We start from the raw sequence: 22,573 nt of genomic DNA, 5'->3' as shown, positions 1-22,573 counted from the left end.
GGTCCTTGTGCGTCTGCCTCAGCCGACCTCGGTGAAGCTGTTCGCGTCCGCGTGCGCCACGGCCGGGACGTCCAGCTCGGCCCTGCGCTGTGAGCTGAGCGCGGAGCGCGGCCAGACCAGCGCGACCCGAGAACGCCGGGACGGGGTGGCCTCGACGAGCACGGTGATCCAGTGCCGTGTCGCCTCCCGGCAGCGGGCGCGGGTGTCCTCGTCGAGCACGAAGCGCTCGCGGTACCGGGCCTGCTCCAGCACGCCGACGAGCACCAACAACTCGTTGACCTCGTCGGGTCCGGCGTTGACGCGGTGGCAGACGATCCGGGCCGCGGTCCGCGGGGAGCGCCCCTCGGGCCACGGGATGCGGAGGTCGGTCGCGGTCGCGCGCAGTTCGCGCCACAAGTTCTCGACCTCGAGCCGGGCATTGGCGCGGTCGGTGAAACGGCGCCGCCGCTGCGCCCGGCGCAGCAGGGCGGGAACCGCGAGCAGGCAGAGCAGGAGCAGCACGACGGCCAGACGGAGGTAGGTCGTCGACGACGTACCGCTCGCGGTCGGGGTCTGGGTGTTCTCGGTCGGCTTCTTCGTCGGCTTCGGGATCGGTGCCGACGTGGTCGGGCTGGCCGACGGCGTGTTGGTCGGCTGCGGCCGCACGTTGCCGCGGGTCCAGGAGGGAGCCGTGCCCGTCCGGGTGGAGGGGGTCGGCTCGAACCGCACCCAGCCGGAGCCGCGGAAGTAGACCTCCGGCCAGGCGTGCAGGTCGTCGCTGGTGAACTCGTAGGTCTCGTCCGAGAGCTTCTCCGGGGCGAGGAAGCCGACGACCACGCGGGCCGGGATGCCGAGCGCCCGGGTCATCACGGCCATCGCGGCGGCGAACTGCTCGCAGTAGCCGACCTTCTCGGTGGTGATGAAACGCTCGAGCTGGTCCATCCCGTCACCCGGCGCCGGGTCCAGGGAGTAGCGGAAGCCACCGTCGTTGCGGAACCAGTTCTGCAGCAGCACCACCTTGGCGTAGTCGGTCGTCCCTGAGGCCGTGACCTCCTTCGCGATCTGCGAGACCGTTGCCGTCAGCTTCGGAACGGCGGTCATCGGCTTGAGGATGTCGTCCGGTGCGACCGTGGCTGCGTTGAGCTTGGCCGGGTCGTAGACCTGCGCGAACCCGGTCAGCCGGTAGCTCACCGGGATCGGCGGGTTCTTGTCGGTGTTCGCCAGGTCGAGCGTGGTGATGTCGTAGCGCCAGTCGCCCTCGTCGACCGAGATGTCCCGCGTCAGGTAGGGCGCCGGCAACCACGTCGTCCGGAAGTTCTCGGTGGTCTTCAGGTTCCACGTCGAGGTGGTGCCCGGAGTGGTCGGGGAGACACCGGAGGGGTCGGGGAGCCGGCCCTGGGCGATGTTGGTCTCCGGCAGGTCGCGGTGCCCCGGCACCCAGGCGGTGCCGTTGAAGGTGTCCAGCACCGTGGTGCGCAGGTAGGACGGGTCGGCGGCGTCGGTCCGCACGTCGAGCAGCGGGAGGTGGTCCTCCTGGACCAGGTTGCGGCGCAGGTCGACCATCGGGTTCCTCAGCTGGACCTGCTGGCCTGCACCGCGACCGCTCTGGCCGTTGTCGGGGCCGGCGTCGAGGACACCGCGTCCGATCGGGATGAAGATCGGCAGCACCAGCGCCGCGACCGCGGCGACGGCGCCGATCTTCAGCGCCGGCAATTGCGCCGACGCGCGGTCCAGGACCTGGTCGGTGGTGTCGTCCCGCTGGCGCCGGCCGGTGACGGCCTGTCCCCAAGCCAGGGTCTGCTCGTTCTCGACGGTGGCCAGGAGCATCACGAACAGCACCGCAGTGCCGATGAAGACGTGCGCGGCGAGCGGTTCGCTCAGCACGCTGATCGGCACGGTTAGCGCGACCAGGATCGGCAGCCCGGCCCAGGTCGGACGGCGCAGCCCGGCGGCGATGAAGTCGACCGCGAGCAGGAGCAGCAGCGCCAACCCGAGCAGGTACATCGGTGCGGTCACCCGGGCCGCGCGCACCGGCGCGGCGTACGTGTTGATCGCGGAGGCACCGGTGCGGATCTGGTCGCTGATCGCACTGATGCCGTCCCAGGTGGGCAGCCAGCCGCCGTAGGAGGTGGAGACGTCCTGGTGGTGGAAGAACCAGACGAGGACGACGAGGATCTGGACGACCAGGACCAGGTACGACGGCAGCGGGGTCCCGCGCAGCACGGCACCGGTCACCGCGATGAGCAGGGCCGCGGTCAGGGCCGGGCCGGTGAACTTCAGCGGCTCCTCGACCATCCCGTTCCAGGAGTGGATCGCCATCCAGGTCATCAGGTTCGCCAGCAGCGCGACCAGCAGTCGTGCCGGGAACCTGCTGCGGACCGCGCTCACCGTCCGAGCTCCTGCCACGCGGTGGCGACCGGTTCCCAACGCGCCAGCTCGGCGGCCTTCCAGCCACGGTGGTGCAGCCAGTCGACGACGTCGGTCCGGTGGTGCTCGACCGGTTGCTCGGGAGCGGTGCGCCCGGTCCAGCCGGCGACGTCCAGCAGCACGGCGTACGACGCGCTGCCGGCTCCGTGCAGCCGGCCGAGGAACGCGCGGTCGTCGGCGGTCAGGCCGCCGAAGACCCCGATGAACATGCCGCCGGTGACGGTCTCGTCGACCCAGCCGCTGGTGATGTCGGGAGTCTTGGTGGTCGGCAGGACCGCCAGGCGCTCGAGGACGGGGCGGGCGTGCGCGGCGACGTCGCCGTCGTGCCAGGAGTGGTCGACCTCCTCGCCGTCCGCGCTGACCAGGCGCACCTGGTAGCCGAGGTCGGCGAGGTGGACCGCGATCGAGGCGGCCACGGTGATCGCGCGCTCGAGCGAGGAGTCGGGTCCGCTGCCCCGGTGCGAACCGGCGCGGTTGTCGACGAACAGGGTGCAGCGCGACTGCCACGGCTGCTCCTCGCGCCGCACCATCAGGTCGCCGACGCGGGCGGTGCTGCGCCAGTGCACCCGGCGCAGGTCGTCGCCGCGGCGGTACTCGCGCACCGTGACGTCGGCGGCGCTACCGGTGGAGAAGGGGCGCGGACGGTTGTCACCGCTGCCCGACCAGGCGCCGCCCAGGTGGATCGCCGGCAGCGGCTCGGCGACCGGGATCACCACCAGCGACGAGGTCTTGGTGAACGCCCGGTTCAGCGACAGCATCCCGAACGGGTCGGCCACCCGCAGTCGCATCGGGCCGATCTCGTAGATGCCGCGCACCTCGGCGCGTACCGGGTAGCTGACCTTGCGGTGCCAGCCGGGACGCATGGAGTCGATGACGAAGCGAGGGCGCTGACCGAGGGCCCAGGGGACCTGCTCCTCGACCAGCAGCAGGCCGGTGGTGCTGCCGACGTTGGCCAGGTCGAGCTGCACCTCCAAGGTGGTGCCGACCTCGATCTGGGTGGCCGCCAGCGTCCGGGTCAGGCTGAGCCGGTTGCTGCTCAGCGCTGTGATGCCGGCCGTGACCAGGGGGAGCAGCGCGACCAGGAAACCGATCCGCACCAGGTCGCGCTCGCCGAGGACGAGACCGGCGATCGCCGCGGTGACGCCGCCGGCGACGAAGCCGCGACCGCGCGCGGTCAGCGACCCGAGACCTTCTCGAAGGCCGGTGCCAGGGCGGTCCCGGCCGGGCCGGGTCCGCGAGGGTGAGGCAGCCATGCTCGCGACCTACTCCGGGACCGGGACCGACTCCAGGATCCCGGCCAGGATCTCGGCGGGCTCGCGACCGGTCCGGGTGGCCGGCAGCAGGCGGTGGGCCAGCACCGTGGGGGCCAGCACCTGCACGTCGTCGGGGACGACGAAGTCGCGGCCGGCCATCGCCGCCGAGGCACGGGCGGCGCGAACCAGGTGCAGGGTGGCGCGCGGCGAGGCGCCGAGGCGCAGCTCGGGGGAGTTGCGGGTCGCGGTGGTCAGGGCGACGGCGTAGCGCTGCACCGCCGAGGACACGTGCACCCCGGAGACCACGGAGATCAGCTTGCGGATCTCGGCCGCGTCGGTGACCGGCTCGAGCTCCTCGAGCGGGCTGGTCGTCGTGCGCGCCGAGAGCATCGCGATCTCGGCCGCCATGACCGGGTAGCCCATCGAGACCCGGGCCAGGAACCGGTCGCGCTGGGCCTCGGGCAGGGCGTAGGTGCCCTCCATCTCCAGCGGGTTCTGGGTGGCGATCACCATGAACGGCGAGTCCAGCGCGAAGGTCTGGTTGTCGACCGTGACCTGCCGCTCCTCCATGCACTCGAGCATCGCGGACTGGGTCTTCGGCGAGGCCCGGTTGATCTCGTCGCCGATCACGATGTTGGCGAAGATGCCGCCCGGCCGGAACTCGAACTGCCGGGTGTCCTGGTTGAAGATCGAGACGCCGGTGACGTCCGACGGCAGCAGGTCCGGGGTGAACTGGATCCGCCTCACGGTCAGGTCGATCGAGCGCGCCAGCGCCTTGCTCAGCATCGTCTTGCCGACGCCGGGGACGTCCTCGATGAGCAGGTGACCCTCGGCGAGCAGCACCACCAGGGCGGTACGGGCGACCTCGGGCTTGCCCTCGATCACCTTCTCGATGTTCGCCTGCACCCGGTCGGTCACCGACCGCAGCGCGTCCAGACCGCTCCCGAGCTCAGCCGCGTGTTCTCCCATGCGCCTAGTCAACCCCATGGGCGTTCGACGCCGCAGGAACAGCGGTGGATCCCTGGGGCGCAAAAAGGGAGGGAAATGGAGCGAAGGTGGTTGACGGTGGAGCGTTGTGGAGTAAAGTGGGGGAAAGTGGTGGAAGAGAGGAATGAGGTGGCGAGTTGTTCTCCGGCACCTTCAAACCTCGGCTCGACGACAAGGGCCGTCTCTTCCTCCCGGCGAAATTCCGAGAGGCGATGGGGGACGGTCTGGTGATCACCCGGGGTCAGGAGCGCTCGATCGACATGCGCACCAAGGCCGACTTCGCCGTGTTCGCCGACAGGTTCCAGAACGCGTCGCAGACCGACGCCCGGCTGCGCGGCTACGGCCGGATGCTCTTCGCCCTCGCCTCCGAGCAGGTGCCGGACAAGCAGGGACGCATCTCGATCACCCCGGAGCTGCGCGAGTACGCGTCGCTCGAGAAGGACTGCGTGGTGATCGGCATCTACAACCGGATCGAGATCTGGGAGCCGCAGGCGTGGGTCGAGTACACGGCGGCCCAGGAATCGGCTTTCTCCGACGTGCAGGAAGAGATCTTCCCGGGTTTCTGACCCGGCGCTCCACTCTGCTCCACCACACAGCGCTCCACCACACAACTCAACAGCGGTGATCGCAGGACGAGGCTCGTGTCCGCTCCTCCGGCAGGTCGTCTGTCGCACCTTCCCCGGTGACAGAAGACAGCAGTCGTCAGACGAGCGGACCCGAACCTGGGCCGGCGATCACCACCTCACCAGTCGCGTACAGCCAGCCAGCAGGGGTCGAAACCAATGAGCGGTTCTGTCACACCCGCACGACGGGTCCGTCACGACGTTCGTGACGGTCTCGCCGTGATGGCGTTCTCCGCCGCCACCAGCGTCGGGGTCGCCGGCGTCTGGATGCTCCTCGTCGGGCTCGGGAAGTAGGGCCGAGCAGATGAGCAGCCCCGCCCACGTCCCGGTCCTCCTCGACCGGGTCGTTGCTTTGGTGGCCCCGGCCCTCGCCGAGCCGGGCAGCGTCCTGGTGGACGCCACGCTCGGCCTGGGCGGCCACAGCGAGGCCGTGCTCACCCGCTGCCCGCAGGCCCACGTGGTCGGCGTCGACCGCGACGTGCACGCCCTGGACCTGGCCCGCAAGCGCCTCGAGCCGTTCGCCGAGCGGATCACCCTGGTGCACGCCGTGTACGACGAGATCCCGGAGGTCCTCGCCGAGCACGGCATCGGACCGGTCCAGGGGATCCTCTTCGACCTGGGCGTCTCCTCGATGCAGCTCGACGTCCGGGAGCGCGGCTTCGCCTACGCCGAGGACGCGCCGCTGGACATGCGCATGAACGACACCACCGGCATGACCGCCGCCGAGGTGCTGAACACCTACCCGGCCGAGGACCTGGCGCGGATCCTGCGCACCTACGGCGAGGAGAAGTTCTCCCGCCAGATCGCCCGTGCGGTGGTGCGCGAGCGCGAGGCCGAGCCGTTCAGCTCCTCCGCCCGGCTGGTCGAGCTGCTCTACGACGTGATCCCGGCGCCGGCCCGGCGTACAGGGGGACATCCGGCCAAGCGCACCTTCCAGGCGCTCCGGATCGAGGTCAACGACGAGCTCGGCGTCCTGCGCCGGGCCATCCCGGCGGCCCTCGACTCCATCGACGTCGGTGGCCGGGTCGTGGTGATGAGCTACCACTCGCTGGAGGACCGGATGACCAAGCAGGTCTTCGCCGAGCGCACCCGCTCCACGGCGCCGGTCGACCTCCCGGTGGTCCCCGAGGCGCACCAGCCCGAGCTGAAGCTGATCACCCGCGGTTCGGAGAAGGCCACGGCCGCCGAGATCGCCGAGAACCCCCGTGCCGCGTCGGTCCGACTGCGTGCCGTCGAACGGATCCGGAGGGCAGCATGAGCCAGCTGAGCAGCACCGTACGGGCCGCGCGTCCGGCCATCGCGGCCGTCGAGCGCGCCCGCCTCGCCCTGGTCCCGGCCCGTCGGGTCGACGCCCCGCGCGCCCCGTTCGCCGTCCTGGTCTTCCTGATCCTCGGTGCCGGCGTCGTCGGCCTCCTGATGTTCAACACCCAGATGCAGCAGGACTCGTTCTACGCCACCCGCCTGCAGAACCAGGCGGACCGGCTGACCGCGCAGCAGGAGTCGCTGCAGATGGACCTCGACGGATTGCGCGACCCGCAGCACCTGGCCCAGGCCGCGACCTGGCTCGGCATGGTCCCGGCGCCGGTCCCGGCCCAGATCAACCTCGCCTCCGGGAAGGTCGAGGGCATCCCGACCGTCGCCACCGGCGCCGACCGGATCCAGGTCAACCCGAAGGCCACGGCGGTCACCCCGCCGTGGCAGCCGCCGGTCAAGCACGTGGTCGTGACGGTGAAGACCCCCGAGGCCCCGGCCACGACGACGAAGACGGGGCAAAAGGGCGCCGCCCACGGCCCCGCCTCCACGACGAAGCGGTCCACCGGCGGTACTAATGGGGCAGGAACCGCTGCCCAGGGAGCAACTCGTTGACCCAGCCCCGCCGACCGGTCGCCCGCCGCTCGCCGTCGCAGCGTGGTCGCACGTCCAGCGCCCGTTCTTCCGGGCGCTCGCTGCGGGGTTCCTCCGAGCTCCGCCTGCGGGGCGGTCTGATCATCATCCTGATGATCCTCTCGGTCTTCGGCGTGCGGCTCTTCGAGCTCCAGGGCCTGGACCCGAAGGCCTACGCGAAGCTGGCTGACGCCCAAGGTCTGGTGACCGTGCCGCTGCCGGCTACCCGCGGCGAGATCACCGACCGCAACGGCGTTGCGCTGGCCGAGTCGGTGACCGGGATGATGGTCGTCGCCGACCCGTCGCGCACGGCGGCGCACGCCGAGCCGATCGCGCGCATCCTGGCCAACAAGCTCAAGCTCGACTACGTCGACACCCTCACCCAGCTGCGCAAGACCGGTCCGGACGGCAAGCCGACGGTCCGGTTCGCCTACCTCGCCCGTCGGGTGCCGGCGTCCGAGGCGACGGCTGCGGTCAAGGCGATCGACAAGGCCGGCTACCAGGGTGTCGACACCCGCCCCGACCCGCTGCGCGAGTACCCGGCCCACGACGTGGCCGCGAACCTCCTCGGCTTCCTCGGCACCGACGGCACCCCGCTGGCCGGACTGGAGCTGGCCTTCAACAACCAGCTCGCGGGCAAGGACGGCAGCACCACCTACGAGGTCGGCGGCGGCAACCGGATCCCGCTCGGCGAGAACAGCGAGACCAAGCCGGTCAACGGCAAGAACCTCACGCTGACGATCGACCGGGACGTGCAGTTCTTCTCCCAGCGGGTGCTGCGCACCGCGGTCCAGAAGGCGCACGCGGCCTCCGGCGTCGCGATCGCGATGGACACCAGGACCGGCGAGATCCTGGCGCTCGCCGACTACCCGACGTACGACGCCAACGACGGCGCGAACGCGAACAAGGACGACTACAACAGCCGGGCGCTGAGCAACGTCTACGAGCCCGGCTCGGTGGAGAAGGTGCTCACCAGCTCGGCGCTGATCGACGCGGGCAAGGTCACCCCGCGCACCAAGCTGACGGTGCCGCAGAACCTGCGCGTGGCCGACCGGACCATCCACGACTACTGGGGCCACGGGACGCTGCACCTCACCCTGGCCGGCGTGATCGCGAAGTCCTCCAACGTCGGCACCGTGCTCGCGTCGCGCCAGCTGAACCACCGGCAGCTGTGGAACTACCTGGACGCGTTCGGCCTCGGCCAGAAGACCGACGTCGGTCTGCTCGGCGAGACCAAGGGTCTGCTGCCGGCCGAGCCGACCTGGACCGAGCTGACCCAGTCCAACATCGCGTTCGGTCAGGGACTCTCGGTCAACGCCCTGCAGATGGCCACCGCGGTCAACGCGGTCGCGAACGGCGGGGAGCGGATCTCGCCGAGCCTGATCAAGGGCACGGCCACCAACGTCAAGGGCGCCGTGGTCGGCACCGGAACCGCGACCCGGACCCGGGTGATCAGCCGCAGCGCTGCCTCGCAGGTCGCCCAGATGATGGAGGGCGTCACCACCGAGGGCCTCGGTACCGCACCGCGCGCCGGCATCGCCGGGTACCGCGTCGCCGGCAAGACCGGCACGGCGCAGGAGGTCGGTGCCACCTGCCGCTGCTACGACGGCTCTCTCGCGGTCTCCTTCGCCGGCTTCGCCCCGGCGGACAACCCGCGGTTCACCGTCTACGTGGTGATCCAGAAGCCGGTGCAGAGCGCCAGCGGTGGCGGTACGGCCGGTCCGGTGTTCCGGCAGATCATGAACTACCTGCTGCAGAAGTACGCGGTGCCGCCGACCAACACCCGGCCGCCGCTCCTGCCGATCATGTGGTGAACCGATAGGTTTGCGGTGTGCCAGCAAGCCCGTCGTCGCGCCCCGAGGAACCGCTCGCGACGCCGCTGACCGACCTCGTCGCGTGGCTCGGCGCACGGTGCGTCGGCGATCCCTCGGCGACGGTCGTCACCGGCCTGACGTTGAGCTCCCAGCGGGTCCGCCCCGGCGACCTGTACGCCGCCCTGCCCGGCGCCAGCCGCCACGGTGCGGCCTTCGCTGACGACGCCGTCGCTGCCGGGGCGGTCGCCGTGCTCACCGACGCGGCCGGGTGCGAGCAGCTCGGCCCGACCGGTGTCCCGGTGCTGGTGCTCGAGGACCTGCGCCCGGTCCTCGGGGCGCTCGCGGCCCGGGTCTACGGCGAGCCGGCAGCGGCGTTGACGCTGATGGCGGTGACCGGGACCCAGGGCAAAACCACCACCACCCGTCTGCTCGAAGCGGGTCTGGAGCTGGCCGGCATCCCGGCAGCGGTCGTCGGCACCGTCGGCACCCGGATCGCCGGCCACGACGTGCGGACCGCGCTGACCACTCCTGAGGCTCCCGACCTGCACGCGTTGTTCGCGGTGATGCGGGAGCACGACGTCGTGGGCTGCGCGATGGAGGTCTCCAGCCACGCTCTGGTGATGGGCCGGGTCGACGGCGTGGTCTTCGACGTGGCCGCCTTCGCGAACCTCGGGCGCGACCACCTCGACTTCCACGCCGACATGGAGGAGTACTTCGCCGCGAAGGCGTCGCTCTTCACCCCCGAGCACGCCCGGCTCGGCCTGACCAACGTCGACGATGAGCACGGCCGTCGGTTGCTCGAGGTGGCCGGGATCCCGATGCGCACGTTCTCGCCGAGCGGTGCCGACGCCGACTGGCGAGCGGTCGACGTCGAGCTGGCGCCGGAGGGGTCCCGGTTCACCGTCATCGCCCCGGACGGGGCGCGCATCGCTGCCGGGGTGCCTCTGACCGGTGCCTTCAACGTCGCCAACGCGTTGTGCGCCGTAGCCCTCGCGGCCGAGGCCGGCTTCGACCCGGTGGTCGTCGCGGCCGGGATCGCCGCCTCGCACGGGGTGCCCGGTCGGCTCGAACGGATCGACGGGGGCCAGGACTTCCTGGTCGTCGTCGACTACGCCCACAAGCCTGATGCGCTCGAGGCCGCCGTGGCTGCGGTCCGGCCGCTGACCACCGGGAAGCTGGTCGTGGTGATCGGCGCCGGCGGCGACCGCGACACCGGGAAGCGTCCCCTGATGGGGGAGATCGGCGCCCGCCTGGCCGACGTCCTGGTGGTGACGGACGACAACCCGCGGAGCGAGGACCCGACCGCGATCCGCCGGGCCGTCCTCGACGGTGCGGACCAGGTGCCATCGGCCGATCGGGCCGAGGTGCTCGAGCTCGGCGACCGCCGCGAGGCGATCCGTCGCGCGATCGCGTCCGCAGGCCCGGGCGACACCGTGCTGATCGCCGGCAAGGGTCACGAGACCGGTCAGGAGGTCGGCGTCGGACCCGACAAGGTCGTGCACCCGTTCGACGACCGCGACGAGGCACGCGCCGCGCTGGCCGCGCTGGGGGAGGCCGGACGATGATCGAGATGACCCTGGGCGAGATCGCCGAGGTGGTCGGCGGCGCGCTCGCCGACTCCGCGGACGCGGGCGTCGCCGTCACCGGCCCGGCCTTCCTGGACAGCCGCAGCCCCGAGCCGGGTGGGCTGTTTCTCGCGATCGCCGGAGAGCACGTCGACGGTCACGACTACGCCGTCGGTGCGGTCGGGGGTGGGGCCGCCGCGGTCCTCGGCAGCCGCGCGACCGAGGTGCCGACGGTCGTGGTCGACGACGTCGAGGCGGCGGTGCAGGCACTCGCACGCGAGGTGCTGCGCCGGCTCCGCCGGGTGAACCCCGACCTGCGGGTGGTCGCGGTCACCGGCTCGCAGGGCAAGACCACCGCCAAGGACATGCTCGCCGCGGTGCTCGGCGATGCCGGGGAGACGGTGGCCACCTACGGCTCCTTCAACAACGAGCTCGGTCTGCCCATCACCGTGCTGCGCACGGGGCCGACCACCCGGTTCCTGGTGCTCGAGATGGGCGCGCGCGGCATCGGCCACCTCGCGCTGCTCTGTGCGATCGCGCCTCCGGACGTGAGCCTCGTGCTCAACGTCGGGCGGGCGCACATCGGCGAGTTCGGCAGCCAGGAGGCGATCGCCACGGCGAAGGGCGAGCTGGTCGAGGCGCTCGGACCCGAGGGGACCGCGGTGCTGAACCACGACGACCCGCTGGTCATCGGGATGGCTCCGCGCACCCGCGGCCGGCTGAACACCTTCGGACGCACCTCGGGTGCCGCGGTCCAGCTCGAGAAGGTGGAGCTCGACGACCTCGGGCGTCCCTCGTTCGACCTGCACCGTGGTGCCGAGCGCGTGCACGTCCGGCTCAACCTGCTCGGCGAGCACCAGGCCACCAACGCGGTCGCCGCCGCGACGGTCGGCCTGACCCTCGGCCTGTCGCTGTCCGCGATCGGCGCCTCGCTGGAGTCGATCACGGCGCTGTCGAAGTGGCGGATGGAGCTGCACGAGCGCGCCGACGGGCTCGTGGTCATCAACGATGCCTACAACGCGAATCCGGACTCGATGCGCGCGGCGCTCGAGACCCTGGCCGCGATCGGGCGCAGCTCGGGACGCCCCACCGTTGCGGTCCTGGGGGAGATGCGCGAGCTCGGCGCGACGAGTGCGCAGGAGCACGCGGCGATCGGACGCCTGGTCGGCGACCTCGGCATCGACCGGCTCGTCGTCGTCGGTGAGGGCGCCCGTGCGATCAGCGACACAGATGAATCTGCCCTGTTCTCCGCGTCGGTGTCCGATGCGGTCGAGGCGGTGCGGAACAATGTCGACGGCACGGAGATCGTGCTGGTCAAGGCGTCCCGGGCTGCAGGCCTGGAACGGGTGGCCGACGCGCTGCTCGGGGCAGCGCCTGATGTGGTCGGGAAGGAGGCGAGTCCGTGAGAGCGATCCTGCTCGCCGGGGGACTGTCGCTGATCCTGACCATCATCGGGACCCGGGTGGCCATCCGCGTGTTCGCGGCCAAGGGCTACGGCCAGCTGATCCGCGACGACGGACCGACCTCGCACCACACCAAGCGCGGTACCCCGACGATGGGCGGCCTGGTCATCGTGCTGGCCACGCTGATCTCCTACTTCACCGCCAAGCTGATCACCGGCTCGCAGCCCTCGGCCTCGGCGTACCTGCTGCTGTTCCTGTTCGTCGGGCTGGGCTTCGTCGGGTTCCTCGACGACTTCATCAAGATCTACAAGCAGCGCAACCTCGGGCTGCGGAGCAAGGCCAAGTTCATCGGGCAGACCGCTGTCGCGGTCGTTTTCGGGTTCCTGGTCCTGTGGGACCACAGCCCGTTCGTCGACCCGGACGGCCTGACCCCGGCGAGCCGGGCGATCTCGTTCACCCGGGACATCGAGAAGTTCAAGCTGCCGATCGTGCTGATGATCCTGTTCATCGTGCTGCTCATCGCCGGAGCCAGCAACGCGGTCAACCTCACCGACGGGCTCGACGGTCTGGCCGCGGGCTCCTCGATGATGGTCTTCGGCGCGTACACGCTGATGAACATCTGGCAGAACAACCAGTCCTGCGGCGGGGCCCGGGTGGCGCTGGACGTCTCCACCAAGGCCTCCTGCTACGACGTCCGCGACCCGCTCGACCTCGCGGTCGTCGCGGCCGCCATCACCGGCGCCTGCTTCGGATTCCTCTGGTACAACGCCTCGCCCGCCCAGATCTTCATGGGGGACACCGGCTCGCTGGCCCTCGGCGGCGCCGTGGCTGGCATGGCGGTGCTGACCCGCACCGAGCTGCTGCTCGCGGTGCTCGGCGGCCTGTTCGTGCTGCAGACGATGTCGGTGATCCTCCAGGTCGGCTACTTCAAGCTCAGCAAGGGCAAACGGCTGTTCCGGATGGCACCGCTGCACCACCACTTCGAGCTGCTCGGCTGGGAGGAGATCACCGTGGTGATCCGCTTCTGGCTGATCGGCGCCGTCTGCGTCGCGGGCGGTCTGGGCATCTTCTACGCGGAATGGGTGGTCGGCGGGTGAACGCCGGTGCTGACGGGCGTCTGGACGGTCTCGGCCGCGAGGACTCCTGGGAAGGCGTGCGCGCCGTGGTCGCCGGGATGGGTGTTTCGGGCTTCGCCGCTGCCGACAACCTGACCCACCTGGGCGCCTCGGTGACCGCGCTGGACGAGTCCGACGCGGGCGACCGCGGCGAGAAGGCGACGCTCCTGGAGATCCTCGGCGCGACCGTGCGCCTTGGACCCGGCAGCACCGCCGAGCTGCCCGCCGACGTCGACGTGGTCGTCACCTCGCCCGGCTGGCGCCCGGACTCGAGCCTGCTCACCCAGGCCGCGGCCCGGGGCATCCCCGTCTGGGGCGAGGTCGAGCTGGCCTGGCGCCTGCGGGCCGACAACCCGGCGACCGGGGTGCCGGCGCCGTGGCTGACCATCACCGGGACCAACGGCAAGACCACGACCGTGCAGATGCTCGAGCGGATGCTCCTCGCCGGTGGCCTGCGCGCGGTCGCCTGCGGCAACGTCGGCCTGCCCATCGTCGAGGCGGTGATGACCGTCGACGAGACCGGAGCCTCGCCGTACGACGTGCTGGCGGTCGAGCTCTCCAGCTTCCAGCTGCACTACACCTCCTCGATGCGGGCGCACTCCGCGGCGGTCCTCAACATCGCCGAGGACCACCTGGACTGGTACGACGGCATGGAGGGCTACATCGCCGACAAGGGCCGGATCTACGCCGGCGTCCAGCACGCCTGCGTCTACAACGTCGCTGACCCGGTCACCGAGCAGCTGGTCCGCGACGCCGACGTCGAGGAGGGAGCCCGCGCGATCGGTTTCACCCTCGGTACGCCGGGAGTCGGCATGCTCGGCCTGGTCGAGGACGTGTTGGCCGACCGAGCGTTCATCGACGACCGGCAGAACGCAGCCGCCGAGATCTGCACCCTGGCGGACCTGGCCACGCCGGCGCCGCACTTCGTCCAGAACGCCCTGGCGGCAGCCGCCCTGGCCCGCTCGGTCGACGTCGAGCCGGCGGCGATCCGGGAGGCGCTGCGCGGCTTCGTCCCCGACGGCCACCGGATCGCCGAGGTGGGCACCTACGACGAGGTCCGGTGGGTCGACGACTCCAAGGCGACGAACCCGCCGGCGGCGCTCGCCTCGCTGCAGGCCTACGACCCGGTCGTCTGGGTCGCCGGGGGACTGGCCAAGGGGGCGCACTTCGACGACCTGGTGCAGCGGGTCCGCGACCGGCTGCGGGCTGTCGTCCTGCTCGGCCAGGATGCTCCGGTGATCGCCGAGGCGCTCGCCCGACACGCCCCGGATGTACCGGTCTTCCGCCTGGATCCCGGCGAGACTTCTCCCATGGACCGCGTTGTGGCGGAAGCCGCAGCGTTCGCCCGACCGGGTGACACGGTGCTGCTTGCTCCAGGCTGCGCGTCCATGGACATGTTCACCAACTACGGGGCTCGTGGCGACGCGTTCGTCGAGGCGGTGCACCGGAAGTGGCGAGCCAGCGAGGATTGAGGAGGATGCGTGAGCATCACGGCGCAGCCGGGAGGCCGGACCGGGACCCGTGACGAGGTCCGGGGCTCGTCCTCGCAGGGTTTCGCCGGTTGGCTGGAGACCGTCCGCCGCTACCGCGACCGCCCGCTCACGCCGTACTACCTGCTCCTGGGCGCCACCGGCCTGCTGCTCGCCATCGGCCTGATCATGGTGCTGTCCGCCTCGAGCGTCTACTCGTACAAGACCCAGCACGGGAACTCCTACTACTGGGCGACCAAGCAGCTGATGTGGGTGCTGATCGCGCTCCCGTGCGCCTGGGTGGCGACGCGGCTCCCCTTGCGCACCCTGCGCGTCGCGGCCTGGCCGATGCTCGCCGTCGCGGTCGTGATGCTCGCGCTGACCCAGACCGGCCTCGGCGTCGAGGTCAACGGCAACAAGAACTGGCTCGGCGTCGGTCCGTTCCAGGTCCAGCCGTCCGAGGTCGCGAAGTTCGCGATGATCCTGTGGTGCGCGGACGTGTACGCGCGCAAGGACCGGCTGCTCGACACCTGGCGCCACCTCGCCGTGCCGGTGCTCCCGGTCGCCGGCCTGATCGTGGGTCTCGTCCTCGTCGGTGGCGACCTGGGCACCGCCCTGGTGATGTTCGCGATCGTGCTCGGCATGCTCTGGGTGGTCGGGGTCCCGGCCCGGATCTTCGTGGCCGCGGTCAGCGTGGTCTCCGTCGGTGCGCTCTACCTGGCGGCGAGCAGCCCCGAGCGGCTCAACCGCATCACCGGCTTCGTGAACCCGTTCAACGACCTGCAGAACTCCGGCTGGCAGGCCGGCCACGGCATCCTCGGCATGGCGAGCGGCGGCATCTTCGGCAAGGGCATCGGTGCCAGCCAGCAGAAGTGGGGCAACCTGCCCGAGGCCCACACCGACTTCATCTTCGCGGTGCTCGGCGAGGAGCTCGGCCTGGTCGGCACCCTGCTCGTCCTCGCGCTGTTCCTGACCATCGCGTACGCCGGCCTGCGGGTCGCCGTGCAGGCCCAGAACCTCTTCGTGCGCTACACGAGCGCGGGCATCGTGATCTGGCTGACCGCGCACATGGTGATCAACATCGGCATGGTGCTCGCGCTGCTGCCGGTCATCGGCATCCCGCTCCCGCTGGTCTCCTACGGCGGCTCGTCCCTGGTCCCCGAGCTGGTCGCGCTCGGTCTGGTGATCGGCTTCGCCCGGTCCGAGCCGAACGCTGCGGGTGAGCTGCGCCGCCGGCGTGGCGAGCGCCGCAACCGTCGTGCGGTCAACGCGGGCGCGGTCCCGCGGGGCCGGACCTCGTGAGCGGGGCCGGTCGATGAGGAGGGTGCTGCTCGCCGGTGGCGGCACCGCGGGGCACACCTCGCCGCTGCTCGCCACCGCTGAGGCGCTGCGCCGTCGCTACCCGGACGTCGAGATCGTCTGCATGGGGACGCCGCGCGGGCTGGAGAACACCGTGATCCCGGCCGCGGGCTACCCGCTCGAGCTGGTCTCGCCGGTTCCGCTCTCGCGCAAGGTCAACGCCGACCTGTTCAAGACCCCGGCCCGGCTGCGGGCCTCGGTGAACGAGGCCGTCGACATCCTGGACCGGCACCAGCCCGAGGCCGTGGTCGGCTTCGGCGGGTACGTCTCGGTCCCGGCCTACCTGGCGGCCCGGCGTCGCAAGTTCCCGCTGGTGGTGCACGAGGGAAACGCCCTGCCCGGCATCGCGAACAAGCTCGGCGCCCGCTTCACCTCCTTCGTCGCGACCAGCTTCCCGGGGACGGTGCTGCCGCACGCGATCTGCACCGGCCTCCCGATCCGGCGGATGATCGCCACCCTCGACCGCGCCGCGCTGCGGGCCGAGGCCGCGGCGTTCTTCAGCCTCGACCCGGACCTGCCGACGCTGCTGGTCACCGGCGGCTCCCAGGGCGCCGAGCGGATCAACACCTCGGTGGCCGCCTCCGCCCAGGCGATCGCCGACGCAGGAGTCCAGGTGCTGCACATCGTCGGGCCGAACGGCGAGGCCCACCCGGCACGCGGGACCGAGGGGCCGGCGTACGTCATCGAGAACTACGTCGACCGGATGGACCTCGCGTACGCCGCCGCGGACGCGGTGGTCTGCCGGTCCGGGTCGAACACGGTGACCGAGGTCTCCGGGGTCGGCCTGCCGGCGGTCTTCGTGCCGCTGCCGCACGGCAACGGGGAGCAGGCCCTGAACGCGCGCCCGGTGGTCGATGCCGGCGGTGCCTTGCTGGTGGCGAACGCCGCCTTCACCCCGGAGTGGGTGGCCGCCAACGTGCCGGGCCTGCTCACCGACACCGCCCGGCGCGAGGCGATGGGCCGGGCGGCCTCGGGCGTGATCCCGCTGGACGCCGACGAGAAGCTCGCCGACCTGATCGAGGCCGCCGTCGAGAGCGGTCAGAGGGGTCGCGGGCGATGAGGGTTCCGATTCCCGACGTGCTGCTCCCCGCCGAGGCGCTCGGCCGGGTGCACTTCGTCGGTATCGGCGGCGCCGGGCTGTCCGGCATCGCCCGGATCATGCTCGCCCGGGGTATCGAGGTCTCGGGCAGCGACGCGAAGCCCTCGGCCACCATCGAGGCGCTGCGCGCGCTCGGGGCGACCTGCTTCGTCGGGCACGCTGCCGAGCAGGTCGCGAACGCCGACACCGTCGTCGTCTCCACGGCGGTGCGTGCCGACAACCCCGAGGTCGTCGAGGCCGAGCGGCTCGGCCTGCGGTTGCTGCCGCGCTCGGCGGCGCTCGAGGCGGTGATGCAGGGCCGCCGGGTGGTCGCGGTCGCCGGCACCCACGGCAAGACCACCACGACCTCGATGCTCACGGTCGCGCTGCAGCACTGCGGTGCCGATCCCTCCTTCGCGATCGGCGGCGACCTCAACGAGGCCGGCACCAACGCCCACAACGGCACCGGCGAGCTGTTCGTCGCCGAGGCCGACGAGAGCGACGGCGCCTTCCTGGTCTACTCGCCGTACGCCGCGCTGGTCACCAACGTCGAGGCCGACCACCTCGACAACTACGGGACCGAGGAGGCCTACCGCGAGGCCTTCGTGCAATTCCTCGACCGGATCGACGAGGCCGGCTTCCTGGTGGCGTGCTCGGACGACCCCGGTGCGGCGGACCTGCTCGACATCGCGCGCGAGCGCGGACGGACCGTGGTCTCGGTGGGTCTCGGGACCGCGGCCGAGGTCCGGGCCGAGAACCTGCGCCAGGTCGGCTCGACGTCCACCTTCGAGGTGGTCGACCGCGGCCGCCGGCTGGGGGAGGTCACGCTGGTGGTCCCCGGTCAGCACTACGTGCTCGACGCGCTGGCGGCGCTGGCCTGCGGCCTCCGCCTCGGCTACCCGTTCGCCGACCTGGCTCGTGGCCTGGGTGCCTACAGCGGCACCCGTCGCCGGATGGAGCTCAAGGGGGAGCGCAACGGCATCCGCGTCTACGACAGCTACGCGCACCACCCGCGCGAGATCGCCGGCGACCTCGAAGCGGCACGTGCCCTGGCAGGTCCGGGCCGGATCGTGGTCGCCTTCCAGCCGCACATGGTCTCGCGCACCCGGATCTTCGGCGCCGAGATGGGCCAGGCGCTCGGCGCCGCCGACGAGGTCGTCGTGATGGACATCTACGTCGCCCGCGAGGACCCCGAGCCGGGGGTCACCTCGGCGCTGGTGGCCGACGCCGTGCCGCTCGGGCCCGAGCACGTGGTGCTCGAGCCGTCCTGGTCCGCGACCGCCGGGCACCTGGTCGAGCGGGCCCGTCCGGGCGATCTGATCCTCACGCTCGGCGCCGGTGACGTGACGCTGCTGGGCCCCTCCGTGCTGGCCCTGCTCGAGGGGGAGGAGCCCGTCGATGACCATGACTGACGACGAGACCGTGGTCGTCGCGGCCCCGACCTTCAAGCAGCGCCGGTGGACCGCACGGCTGCGCCGCTGGCGGCCGTTCCTGATCATCGCCCTGGCGCTGGCGCTCGTGGTCACCGGCATCTGGCTGGTCTTCTACTCCTCGGTCGCCAGCGTGCGCGGCGTCGAGGTGGTCGGGAACCACCGGGTCACGGCCCAGCACATCCGCAGCGTCGCGCGCGCCCCGATCGGGACGCCGCTGGCGCGCGCCGACCTCGCCGCGGTGCAGGCCCGCGTCGAGGCGATCCCGGACGTGAGCGCCGTCTCGGTGTCCCGCTCCTGGCTGCACACCATCCGCATCGAGGTGACCGAGCGGGTCCCGGTCGCGGTGGTCAGCCGCGACTCCGGGACGGCCGGCGCGCCGCTCCAGGCGGTCGACCTCGACGGTGTCCTGTTCGGCAGCTTCCGGAGCCGGCCGAAGGGCCTGCCGCTGATCCGCACCGCTCCGGGCGTGACCGCGGAGGTGCTCTCGGAGGCGGCGAAGGTGGTCACCTCGCTGCGTTCCGACATCGCCTCCCGGGTCCGGTACGTCGACGTCGCCTCGATCGACAAGATCACGCTGAGCCTGCGCAACGGGCCGCAGGTGCTGTGGGGGAGCGCGGACGACTCCGAAGAGAAGGCGGACGTCCTCGCCGTCTTCCTCAACGGGGGCTCGAAGAAGTACACCCGGATCGACGTCAGCGTCCCGGGCAAGCCGACGACGCGCTGATTCCCTAGGCAGGACGTGAAACCAGCACGTCCGACCCGTTGCATCGGGTCGAGCGCGAGGATTCGGGTCGACGTTCGACCGGAATCGTGATTGGTCCGCGTGTCGCGGGCGTGTTGCCACGGTTTCCCGGCGGCCGGTGCCTACCTTGGTTCCACGACCTCAGGTTGACATAACATTAACCCTCTACTGGAGGGTTAATGTTCCGGAAAGCCAGAGGGAGTGCTTCCCCAAGACATACCGGAGCCGCCCTGCAGACGGCGGGGCGACACAGCAGACGAGAGGCATCGCCGTGGCAGCACCACAGAACTACCTGGCCGTGATCAAGGTCGTGGGTATCGGTGGCGGTGGCGTCAACGCAGTGAACCGGATGATCGAGGTCGGTCTGCGTGGCGTTGAGTTCATCGCGATCAACACCGATGCACAGGCACTCCTGATGAGCGACGCCGACGTCAAGCTCGACATCGGCCGCGAGCTCACCCGCGGGCTCGGTGCCGGCGCGAACCCCGACGTGGGTGCGCGCGCCGCCGAGGACCACGCCGAGGAGATCGAAGAGGTCATCAAGGGCGCCGACATGGTGTTCGTGACCGCGGGCGAGGGTGGTGGCACCGGCACCGGTGGCGCCCCGGTCGTCGCGAAGATCGCCCGCTCGCTCGGCGCGCTGACGATCGGTGTGGTCACCCGCCCGTTCGCCTTCGAGGGTCGTCGCCGGTCGAACTCCGCCGAAGAGGGCATCGCCAACCTCCGCGAGGAGGTCGACACCCTGATCGTGATCCCGAACGACAAGCTGCTCTCCATCGCGGACCGCAACGTCTCGATGCTGGACGCGTTCAAGCAGGCCGACCAGGTGCTGCTCCAGGGCGTCTCGGGCATCACCGACCTGATCACCACCCCGGGCCTGATCAACCTCGACTTCGCCGACGTGAAGTCGGTGATGTCCAACGCGGGCTCCGCCCTGATGGGCATCGGCTCGGCCCGCGGCGAGAACCGCGCCGTCGAGGCGGCCGAGCTCGCGGTGTCCTCGCCGCTGCTCGAGGAGTCCATCGACGGTGCCCAGGGCGTGCTGCTCTCGATCGCCGGTGGTTCGGACCTCGGCCTCTTCGAGATCAACGAGGCCGCCGCGATGGTGGCCGACGCCGTGCACCCGGAGGCGAACATCATCTTCGGTGCGACCATCGACGACGCCCTCGGTGACGAGGTGCGGGTGACGGTGATCGCGGCCGGGTTCGAGGGCGGTCGTCCGAAGCGTCGCGAGGAGGCGCCGTTGAAGCGCCCCGTCACCGCGCAGAAGACGCAGAGCCAGGAGGAGACGCTCGCGGCCGCGAAGGCGCTCGCCGAGGAGCGGCGTACCGCTGACGCTCCGGCTCCGAAGGTCCCGGTGGGCGTCACCGCCTCGACCCCGCGCGGGAACGCGGACTTCGACGACGACCTCGACGTCCCCGACTTCTTGAAGTAGGGCGCAACACTGCTGCTGTGTACTTCCATCGTGCGACGCTCGGCCCCGTCGACCTGGCCTTCACGGACAGGTTCGGCGGGGTCAGCGCCGTTCCGTACGACGAGCTGAACCTGGCCCTGGAGAGTGGAGACGCTCCCGAGGCGCTCGCCGAGAACCACCGCCGGGTGCTGGCCGATTTCGCCCCGGACGACGCGGTCGTCGACCTGCACCAGGTGCACGGCGCCACCGTCGTGCTCGCCGGCGGCGCCGGCTTCTCCGAGCCACCCGACGCGGACGGACTGGTCGCGGTCGAGCCCGGCGTCACGCTGATGGTCCGCGCCGCGGACTGCGTCCCGGTGCTGCTCGCCGACGCGGAGGCCGGCATCGTCGGTGCGGCCCACTCCGGGCGGCCGGGGCTGGTCGCCGGCGTCGTGCCGGCGACCGTGGCCCGGATGCGGGAGCTCGGCGCCGCACGCATCACCGCGTGGATCGGGCCGCACGTGTGCGGCGCCTGCTACGAGGTGCCCGCGACGATGCAGGCCGAGGTCGGAGCCTTGGTGCCGGCCGCTGTCGCGACCACGAGCTGGGGGACCCCGTCCCTGGACATCGGGGCGGGAGTGCGCGCCCAGCTGGAGGCAGCCGGTGTCGCGGTGCAGGACCTGTCCCGGTGCACCCGCGAGTCTGCAGACCTCTACTCCTACCGCCGCGACGGCGACGGCGCTGGGCGCCTGGCCGGGCTGATCCGCTTGCGAGCCCGGGGATGAGCCCAGGGATGAGCCCGGGGATGGGCGCAGCGATGAGCCGCCGTGAGGAGCTGGCCTCCAACCTGGACGCGGTGCACGACAGGATCCGGGCGGCGTGCGACGCCGCCGGCCGCGACGTGGCCGAGGTCGGGCTGGTCGTCGTGACCAAGTACTTCCCGGCCTCCGACGTCCGGCTGCTGGCCGACCTCGGCGTCACCGACGTGGGGGAGAACAAGCACCAGGAGGCGCAGGGGAAGGCTGCCGAGTGCGCCGACCTCGGGTTGCGGTGGCACTTCATCGGCGGCTTGCAGAGCAACAAGGCGGCCGCCGTCGCCGGGTACGCCGACGTCGTCGAGTCGGTCGACCGGCTGAAGCTGGTCCCCGGGTTGAGCCGTGGCGCGGGGGAGCGCGGTGCCGTCGTCGACTGCCTGGTGCAGGTGAGCCTGGACCCACCGGGCGCCGGCGGACGCAGCGGGGCCGACCCGGCGCAGGTGCCCGAGCTGGCCGGGGCGATCGCGGCCGCGGAGCACCTGCGGCTCGTCGGGGTGATGGCGGTGGCGCCGCTCGGGGAGCCGCCGCTGCCGGCGTTCGAGCGCCTCGCGCAGGTCGCCGCGACGCTTCGTGCCGACCACCCGGAGGCGCGAATGATCTCTGCAGGGATGAGCGGGGACCTCGAGGACGCGATCAGGTGCGGCGCGACACGCCTGCGCATTGGCTCGTCGGTCCTCGGGACGAGGCCTTCCATCCAGTAATGTCCGAAACAACCGTCAGTACCGGCGTAGAGGAAGAGGAACGATGAGCGGCGCGATGCGGAAGATGGGCGTCTACCTCGGACTGCTCGAGGACGCCGACGGCGAGTACGCCGAGCTCGACAACGCCTACGACGAGCCGACCCGTCGGCACGAGCCGGTCCGGGCCGCGGTCTCCAGCATCTCCGAGCGCCGTCGCGCCGCGACGCCTGCGCCGACCTCGGCAGCGCCGGTGCGCGCCGCCACGCCGCTCTCGCGGATCACCACCCTGCACCCGCGGACCTACAACGAGGCCCGGGTCATCGGCGAGAACTTCCGCGACGGCATCCCGGTGATCATGAACCTCTCCGAGATGGCCGACGGCGACGCCAAGCGTCTCGTCGACTTCGCAGCCGGGCTGGTCTTCTCCGTCCGCGGCTCGATCGAGCGGGTCACCAACAAGGTCTTCCTGCTGTCCCCGCCGAACGTCGAGGTTGCGGCGGAGGCGAAGGAGCTCGTCGCCGAGGACGGCTTCTTCAACCAGAGCTGAGCCCTGC

At 71.4% G+C, this 22,573-nt stretch carries 20 protein-coding genes; 17 read left to right on the top strand and 3 right to left on the bottom strand.

The genetic code is table 11. From position 1 onward, the window contains the following. Positions 1-18 precede the first annotated feature (18 nt). From EFL95_RS12310 to EFL95_RS12300, 3 genes are read right to left on the bottom strand one after another with little or no spacing between them, the layout of a single operon-like run. Positions 19-2,367 carry a transglutaminase TgpA family protein gene (locus EFL95_RS12310; protein WP_123234237.1) on the bottom strand — a complete coding sequence of 783 codons (2,349 nt, stop codon included), beginning with the start codon at positions 2,365-2,367 and terminating at the stop codon, positions 19-21. Continuing rightward, a complete protein-coding gene (locus EFL95_RS12305; RefSeq protein WP_123234236.1) occupies positions 2,364-3,659 on the bottom strand; it encodes a DUF58 domain-containing protein in 1,296 nt (431 codons plus the stop codon). Before EFL95_RS12305 ends, EFL95_RS12310 begins: the two co-directional genes overlap by 4 nt. A 9-nt stretch (positions 3,660-3,668) precedes the next feature. Further along, the gene (locus EFL95_RS12300; protein ID WP_123234235.1) at positions 3,669-4,628 is read right to left on the bottom strand and encodes an AAA family ATPase; all 960 of its coding nucleotides are present in this window, start codon (positions 4,626-4,628) and stop codon (positions 3,669-3,671) included. 155 nt (positions 4,629-4,783) lie between these two features. On the opposite strand from EFL95_RS12300, the gene mraZ reads away from it, so the two are divergent. The 17 genes from mraZ to EFL95_RS12220 all read left to right on the top strand — a co-directional run bounded on the left by mraZ (position 4,784) and on the right by EFL95_RS12220 (position 22,566). Beyond that, entirely contained in the window at positions 4,784-5,212 is a 429-nt protein-coding gene (gene mraZ, locus EFL95_RS12295) for a division/cell wall cluster transcriptional repressor MraZ (RefSeq protein WP_123234234.1), read from the top strand. A gap of 216 nt (positions 5,213-5,428) precedes the next feature. Next, complete coding sequence (locus EFL95_RS20050) at positions 5,429-5,563, top strand: hypothetical protein (protein WP_281272209.1); 135 nt, start codon at positions 5,429-5,431, stop codon at positions 5,561-5,563. Positions 5,564-5,573: 10 nt separating this feature from the next. Beyond that, positions 5,574-6,527 carry a 16S rRNA (cytosine(1402)-N(4))-methyltransferase RsmH gene (rsmH, locus tag EFL95_RS12290; protein ID WP_123234233.1) on the top strand — a complete coding sequence of 318 codons (954 nt, stop codon included), beginning with the start codon at positions 5,574-5,576 and terminating at the stop codon, positions 6,525-6,527. Next, the gene (ftsL, locus tag EFL95_RS12285; RefSeq protein WP_123234232.1) at positions 6,524-7,135 is read left to right on the top strand and encodes a cell division protein FtsL; all 612 of its coding nucleotides are present in this window, start codon (positions 6,524-6,526) and stop codon (positions 7,133-7,135) included. The genes rsmH and ftsL overlap by 4 nt, the downstream gene beginning before the upstream one ends. Beyond that, positions 7,132-8,967, top strand: coding sequence for a peptidoglycan D,D-transpeptidase FtsI family protein (locus EFL95_RS12280; protein WP_246004921.1), 1,836 nt, complete (start codon positions 7,132-7,134; stop codon positions 8,965-8,967). The genes ftsL and EFL95_RS12280 overlap by 4 nt, the downstream gene beginning before the upstream one ends. Positions 8,968-8,984: 17 nt before the next feature. After that, positions 8,985-10,532, top strand: coding sequence for a UDP-N-acetylmuramoyl-L-alanyl-D-glutamate--2,6-diaminopimelate ligase (locus tag EFL95_RS12275; RefSeq protein WP_123234231.1), 1,548 nt, complete (start codon positions 8,985-8,987; stop codon positions 10,530-10,532). Then, the gene (locus EFL95_RS12270; RefSeq protein WP_123234230.1) at positions 10,529-11,938 is read left to right on the top strand and encodes a UDP-N-acetylmuramoyl-tripeptide--D-alanyl-D-alanine ligase; all 1,410 of its coding nucleotides are present in this window, start codon (positions 10,529-10,531) and stop codon (positions 11,936-11,938) included. The genes EFL95_RS12275 and EFL95_RS12270 overlap by 4 nt, the downstream gene beginning before the upstream one ends. Then, positions 11,935-13,032, top strand: coding sequence for a phospho-N-acetylmuramoyl-pentapeptide-transferase (mraY, locus tag EFL95_RS12265; RefSeq protein ID WP_123234229.1), 1,098 nt, complete (start codon positions 11,935-11,937; stop codon positions 13,030-13,032). The genes EFL95_RS12270 and mraY overlap by 4 nt, the downstream gene beginning before the upstream one ends. After that, the gene (gene murD, locus EFL95_RS12260) at positions 13,014-14,522 is read left to right on the top strand and encodes a UDP-N-acetylmuramoyl-L-alanine--D-glutamate ligase (protein ID WP_123234228.1); all 1,509 of its coding nucleotides are present in this window, start codon (positions 13,014-13,016) and stop codon (positions 14,520-14,522) included. The genes mraY and murD overlap by 19 nt, the downstream gene beginning before the upstream one ends. Positions 14,523-14,531: 9 nt before the next feature. Continuing rightward, on the top strand, positions 14,532-15,821 hold the full coding sequence (ftsW, locus tag EFL95_RS12255; protein WP_246004920.1) for a putative lipid II flippase FtsW: 1,290 nt from the start codon (positions 14,532-14,534) through the stop codon (positions 15,819-15,821). Between the two features lie 13 nt (positions 15,822-15,834). Beyond that, entirely contained in the window at positions 15,835-16,938 is a 1,104-nt protein-coding gene (murG, locus tag EFL95_RS12250) for an undecaprenyldiphospho-muramoylpentapeptide beta-N-acetylglucosaminyltransferase (RefSeq protein WP_123234227.1), read from the top strand. After that, complete coding sequence (gene murC / locus EFL95_RS12245) at positions 16,935-18,368, top strand: UDP-N-acetylmuramate--L-alanine ligase (protein ID WP_123234226.1); 1,434 nt, start codon at positions 16,935-16,937, stop codon at positions 18,366-18,368. The genes murG and murC overlap by 4 nt, the downstream gene beginning before the upstream one ends. Beyond that, positions 18,355-19,113 (top strand): cell division protein FtsQ/DivIB, encoded by a 759-nt coding sequence (locus EFL95_RS12240; protein ID WP_123234225.1) that lies wholly within the window; start codon positions 18,355-18,357, stop codon positions 19,111-19,113. Before murC ends, EFL95_RS12240 begins: the two co-directional genes overlap by 14 nt. Positions 19,114-19,402: 289 nt before the next feature. Then, complete coding sequence (gene ftsZ, locus EFL95_RS12235; RefSeq protein ID WP_123234224.1) at positions 19,403-20,566, top strand: cell division protein FtsZ; 1,164 nt, start codon at positions 19,403-19,405, stop codon at positions 20,564-20,566. 17 nt (positions 20,567-20,583) lie between these two features. Further along, entirely contained in the window at positions 20,584-21,309 is a 726-nt protein-coding gene (pgeF, locus tag EFL95_RS12230; protein ID WP_123234223.1) for a peptidoglycan editing factor PgeF, read from the top strand. Positions 21,310-21,317: 8 nt separating this feature from the next. After that, the gene (locus tag EFL95_RS12225; protein WP_246004919.1) at positions 21,318-22,040 is read left to right on the top strand and encodes a YggS family pyridoxal phosphate-dependent enzyme; all 723 of its coding nucleotides are present in this window, start codon (positions 21,318-21,320) and stop codon (positions 22,038-22,040) included. A 43-nt stretch (positions 22,041-22,083) separates the two neighbouring features. Continuing rightward, the gene (locus EFL95_RS12220) at positions 22,084-22,566 is read left to right on the top strand and encodes a cell division protein SepF (RefSeq protein WP_123234222.1); all 483 of its coding nucleotides are present in this window, start codon (positions 22,084-22,086) and stop codon (positions 22,564-22,566) included. The last annotated feature ends 7 nt before the right edge of the window (positions 22,567-22,573 follow it).

Origin of the sequence: Nocardioides marmorisolisilvae, assembly GCF_003725775.1 — a bacterium.
Lineage (GTDB): Bacteria > Actinomycetota > Actinomycetes > Propionibacteriales > Nocardioidaceae > Marmoricola > Marmoricola marmorisolisilvae.
This window is presented reverse-complemented; position numbering and strand designations above follow the sequence as displayed.

Excerpts from the sequence above, each read along its gene's own strand:
- EFL95_RS12305 (WP_123234236.1), bottom strand. The coding sequence starts at position 3,659 with ATGGCTGCCTCACCCTCGCGGACCCGGCCCGGCCGGGACCGCCCTGGC.
- rsmH (WP_123234233.1), top strand. The coding sequence starts at position 5,574 with ATGAGCAGCCCCGCCCACGTCCCGGTCCTCCTCGACCGGGTCGTTGCT.
- EFL95_RS12300 (WP_123234235.1), bottom strand. The coding sequence starts at position 4,628 with ATGGGAGAACACGCGGCTGAGCTCGGGAGCGGTCTGGACGCGCTGCGG.
- EFL95_RS12225 (WP_246004919.1), top strand. The coding sequence starts at position 21,318 with ATGAGCCCGGGGATGGGCGCAGCGATGAGCCGCCGTGAGGAGCTGGCC.
- EFL95_RS12240 (WP_123234225.1), top strand. The coding sequence starts at position 18,355 with ATGACCATGACTGACGACGAGACCGTGGTCGTCGCGGCCCCGACCTTC.
- murD (WP_123234228.1), top strand. The coding sequence starts at position 13,014 with ATGGGTGGTCGGCGGGTGAACGCCGGTGCTGACGGGCGTCTGGACGGT.
- ftsL (WP_123234232.1), top strand. The coding sequence starts at position 6,524 with ATGAGCCAGCTGAGCAGCACCGTACGGGCCGCGCGTCCGGCCATCGCG.
- murC (WP_123234226.1), top strand. The coding sequence starts at position 16,935 with ATGAGGGTTCCGATTCCCGACGTGCTGCTCCCCGCCGAGGCGCTCGGC.
- EFL95_RS12220 (WP_123234222.1), top strand. The coding sequence starts at position 22,084 with ATGAGCGGCGCGATGCGGAAGATGGGCGTCTACCTCGGACTGCTCGAG.
- EFL95_RS12270 (WP_123234230.1), top strand. The coding sequence starts at position 10,529 with ATGATCGAGATGACCCTGGGCGAGATCGCCGAGGTGGTCGGCGGCGCG.
- murG (WP_123234227.1), top strand. The coding sequence starts at position 15,835 with ATGAGGAGGGTGCTGCTCGCCGGTGGCGGCACCGCGGGGCACACCTCG.
- EFL95_RS20050 (WP_281272209.1), top strand. The coding sequence starts at position 5,429 with ATGAGCGGTTCTGTCACACCCGCACGACGGGTCCGTCACGACGTTCGT.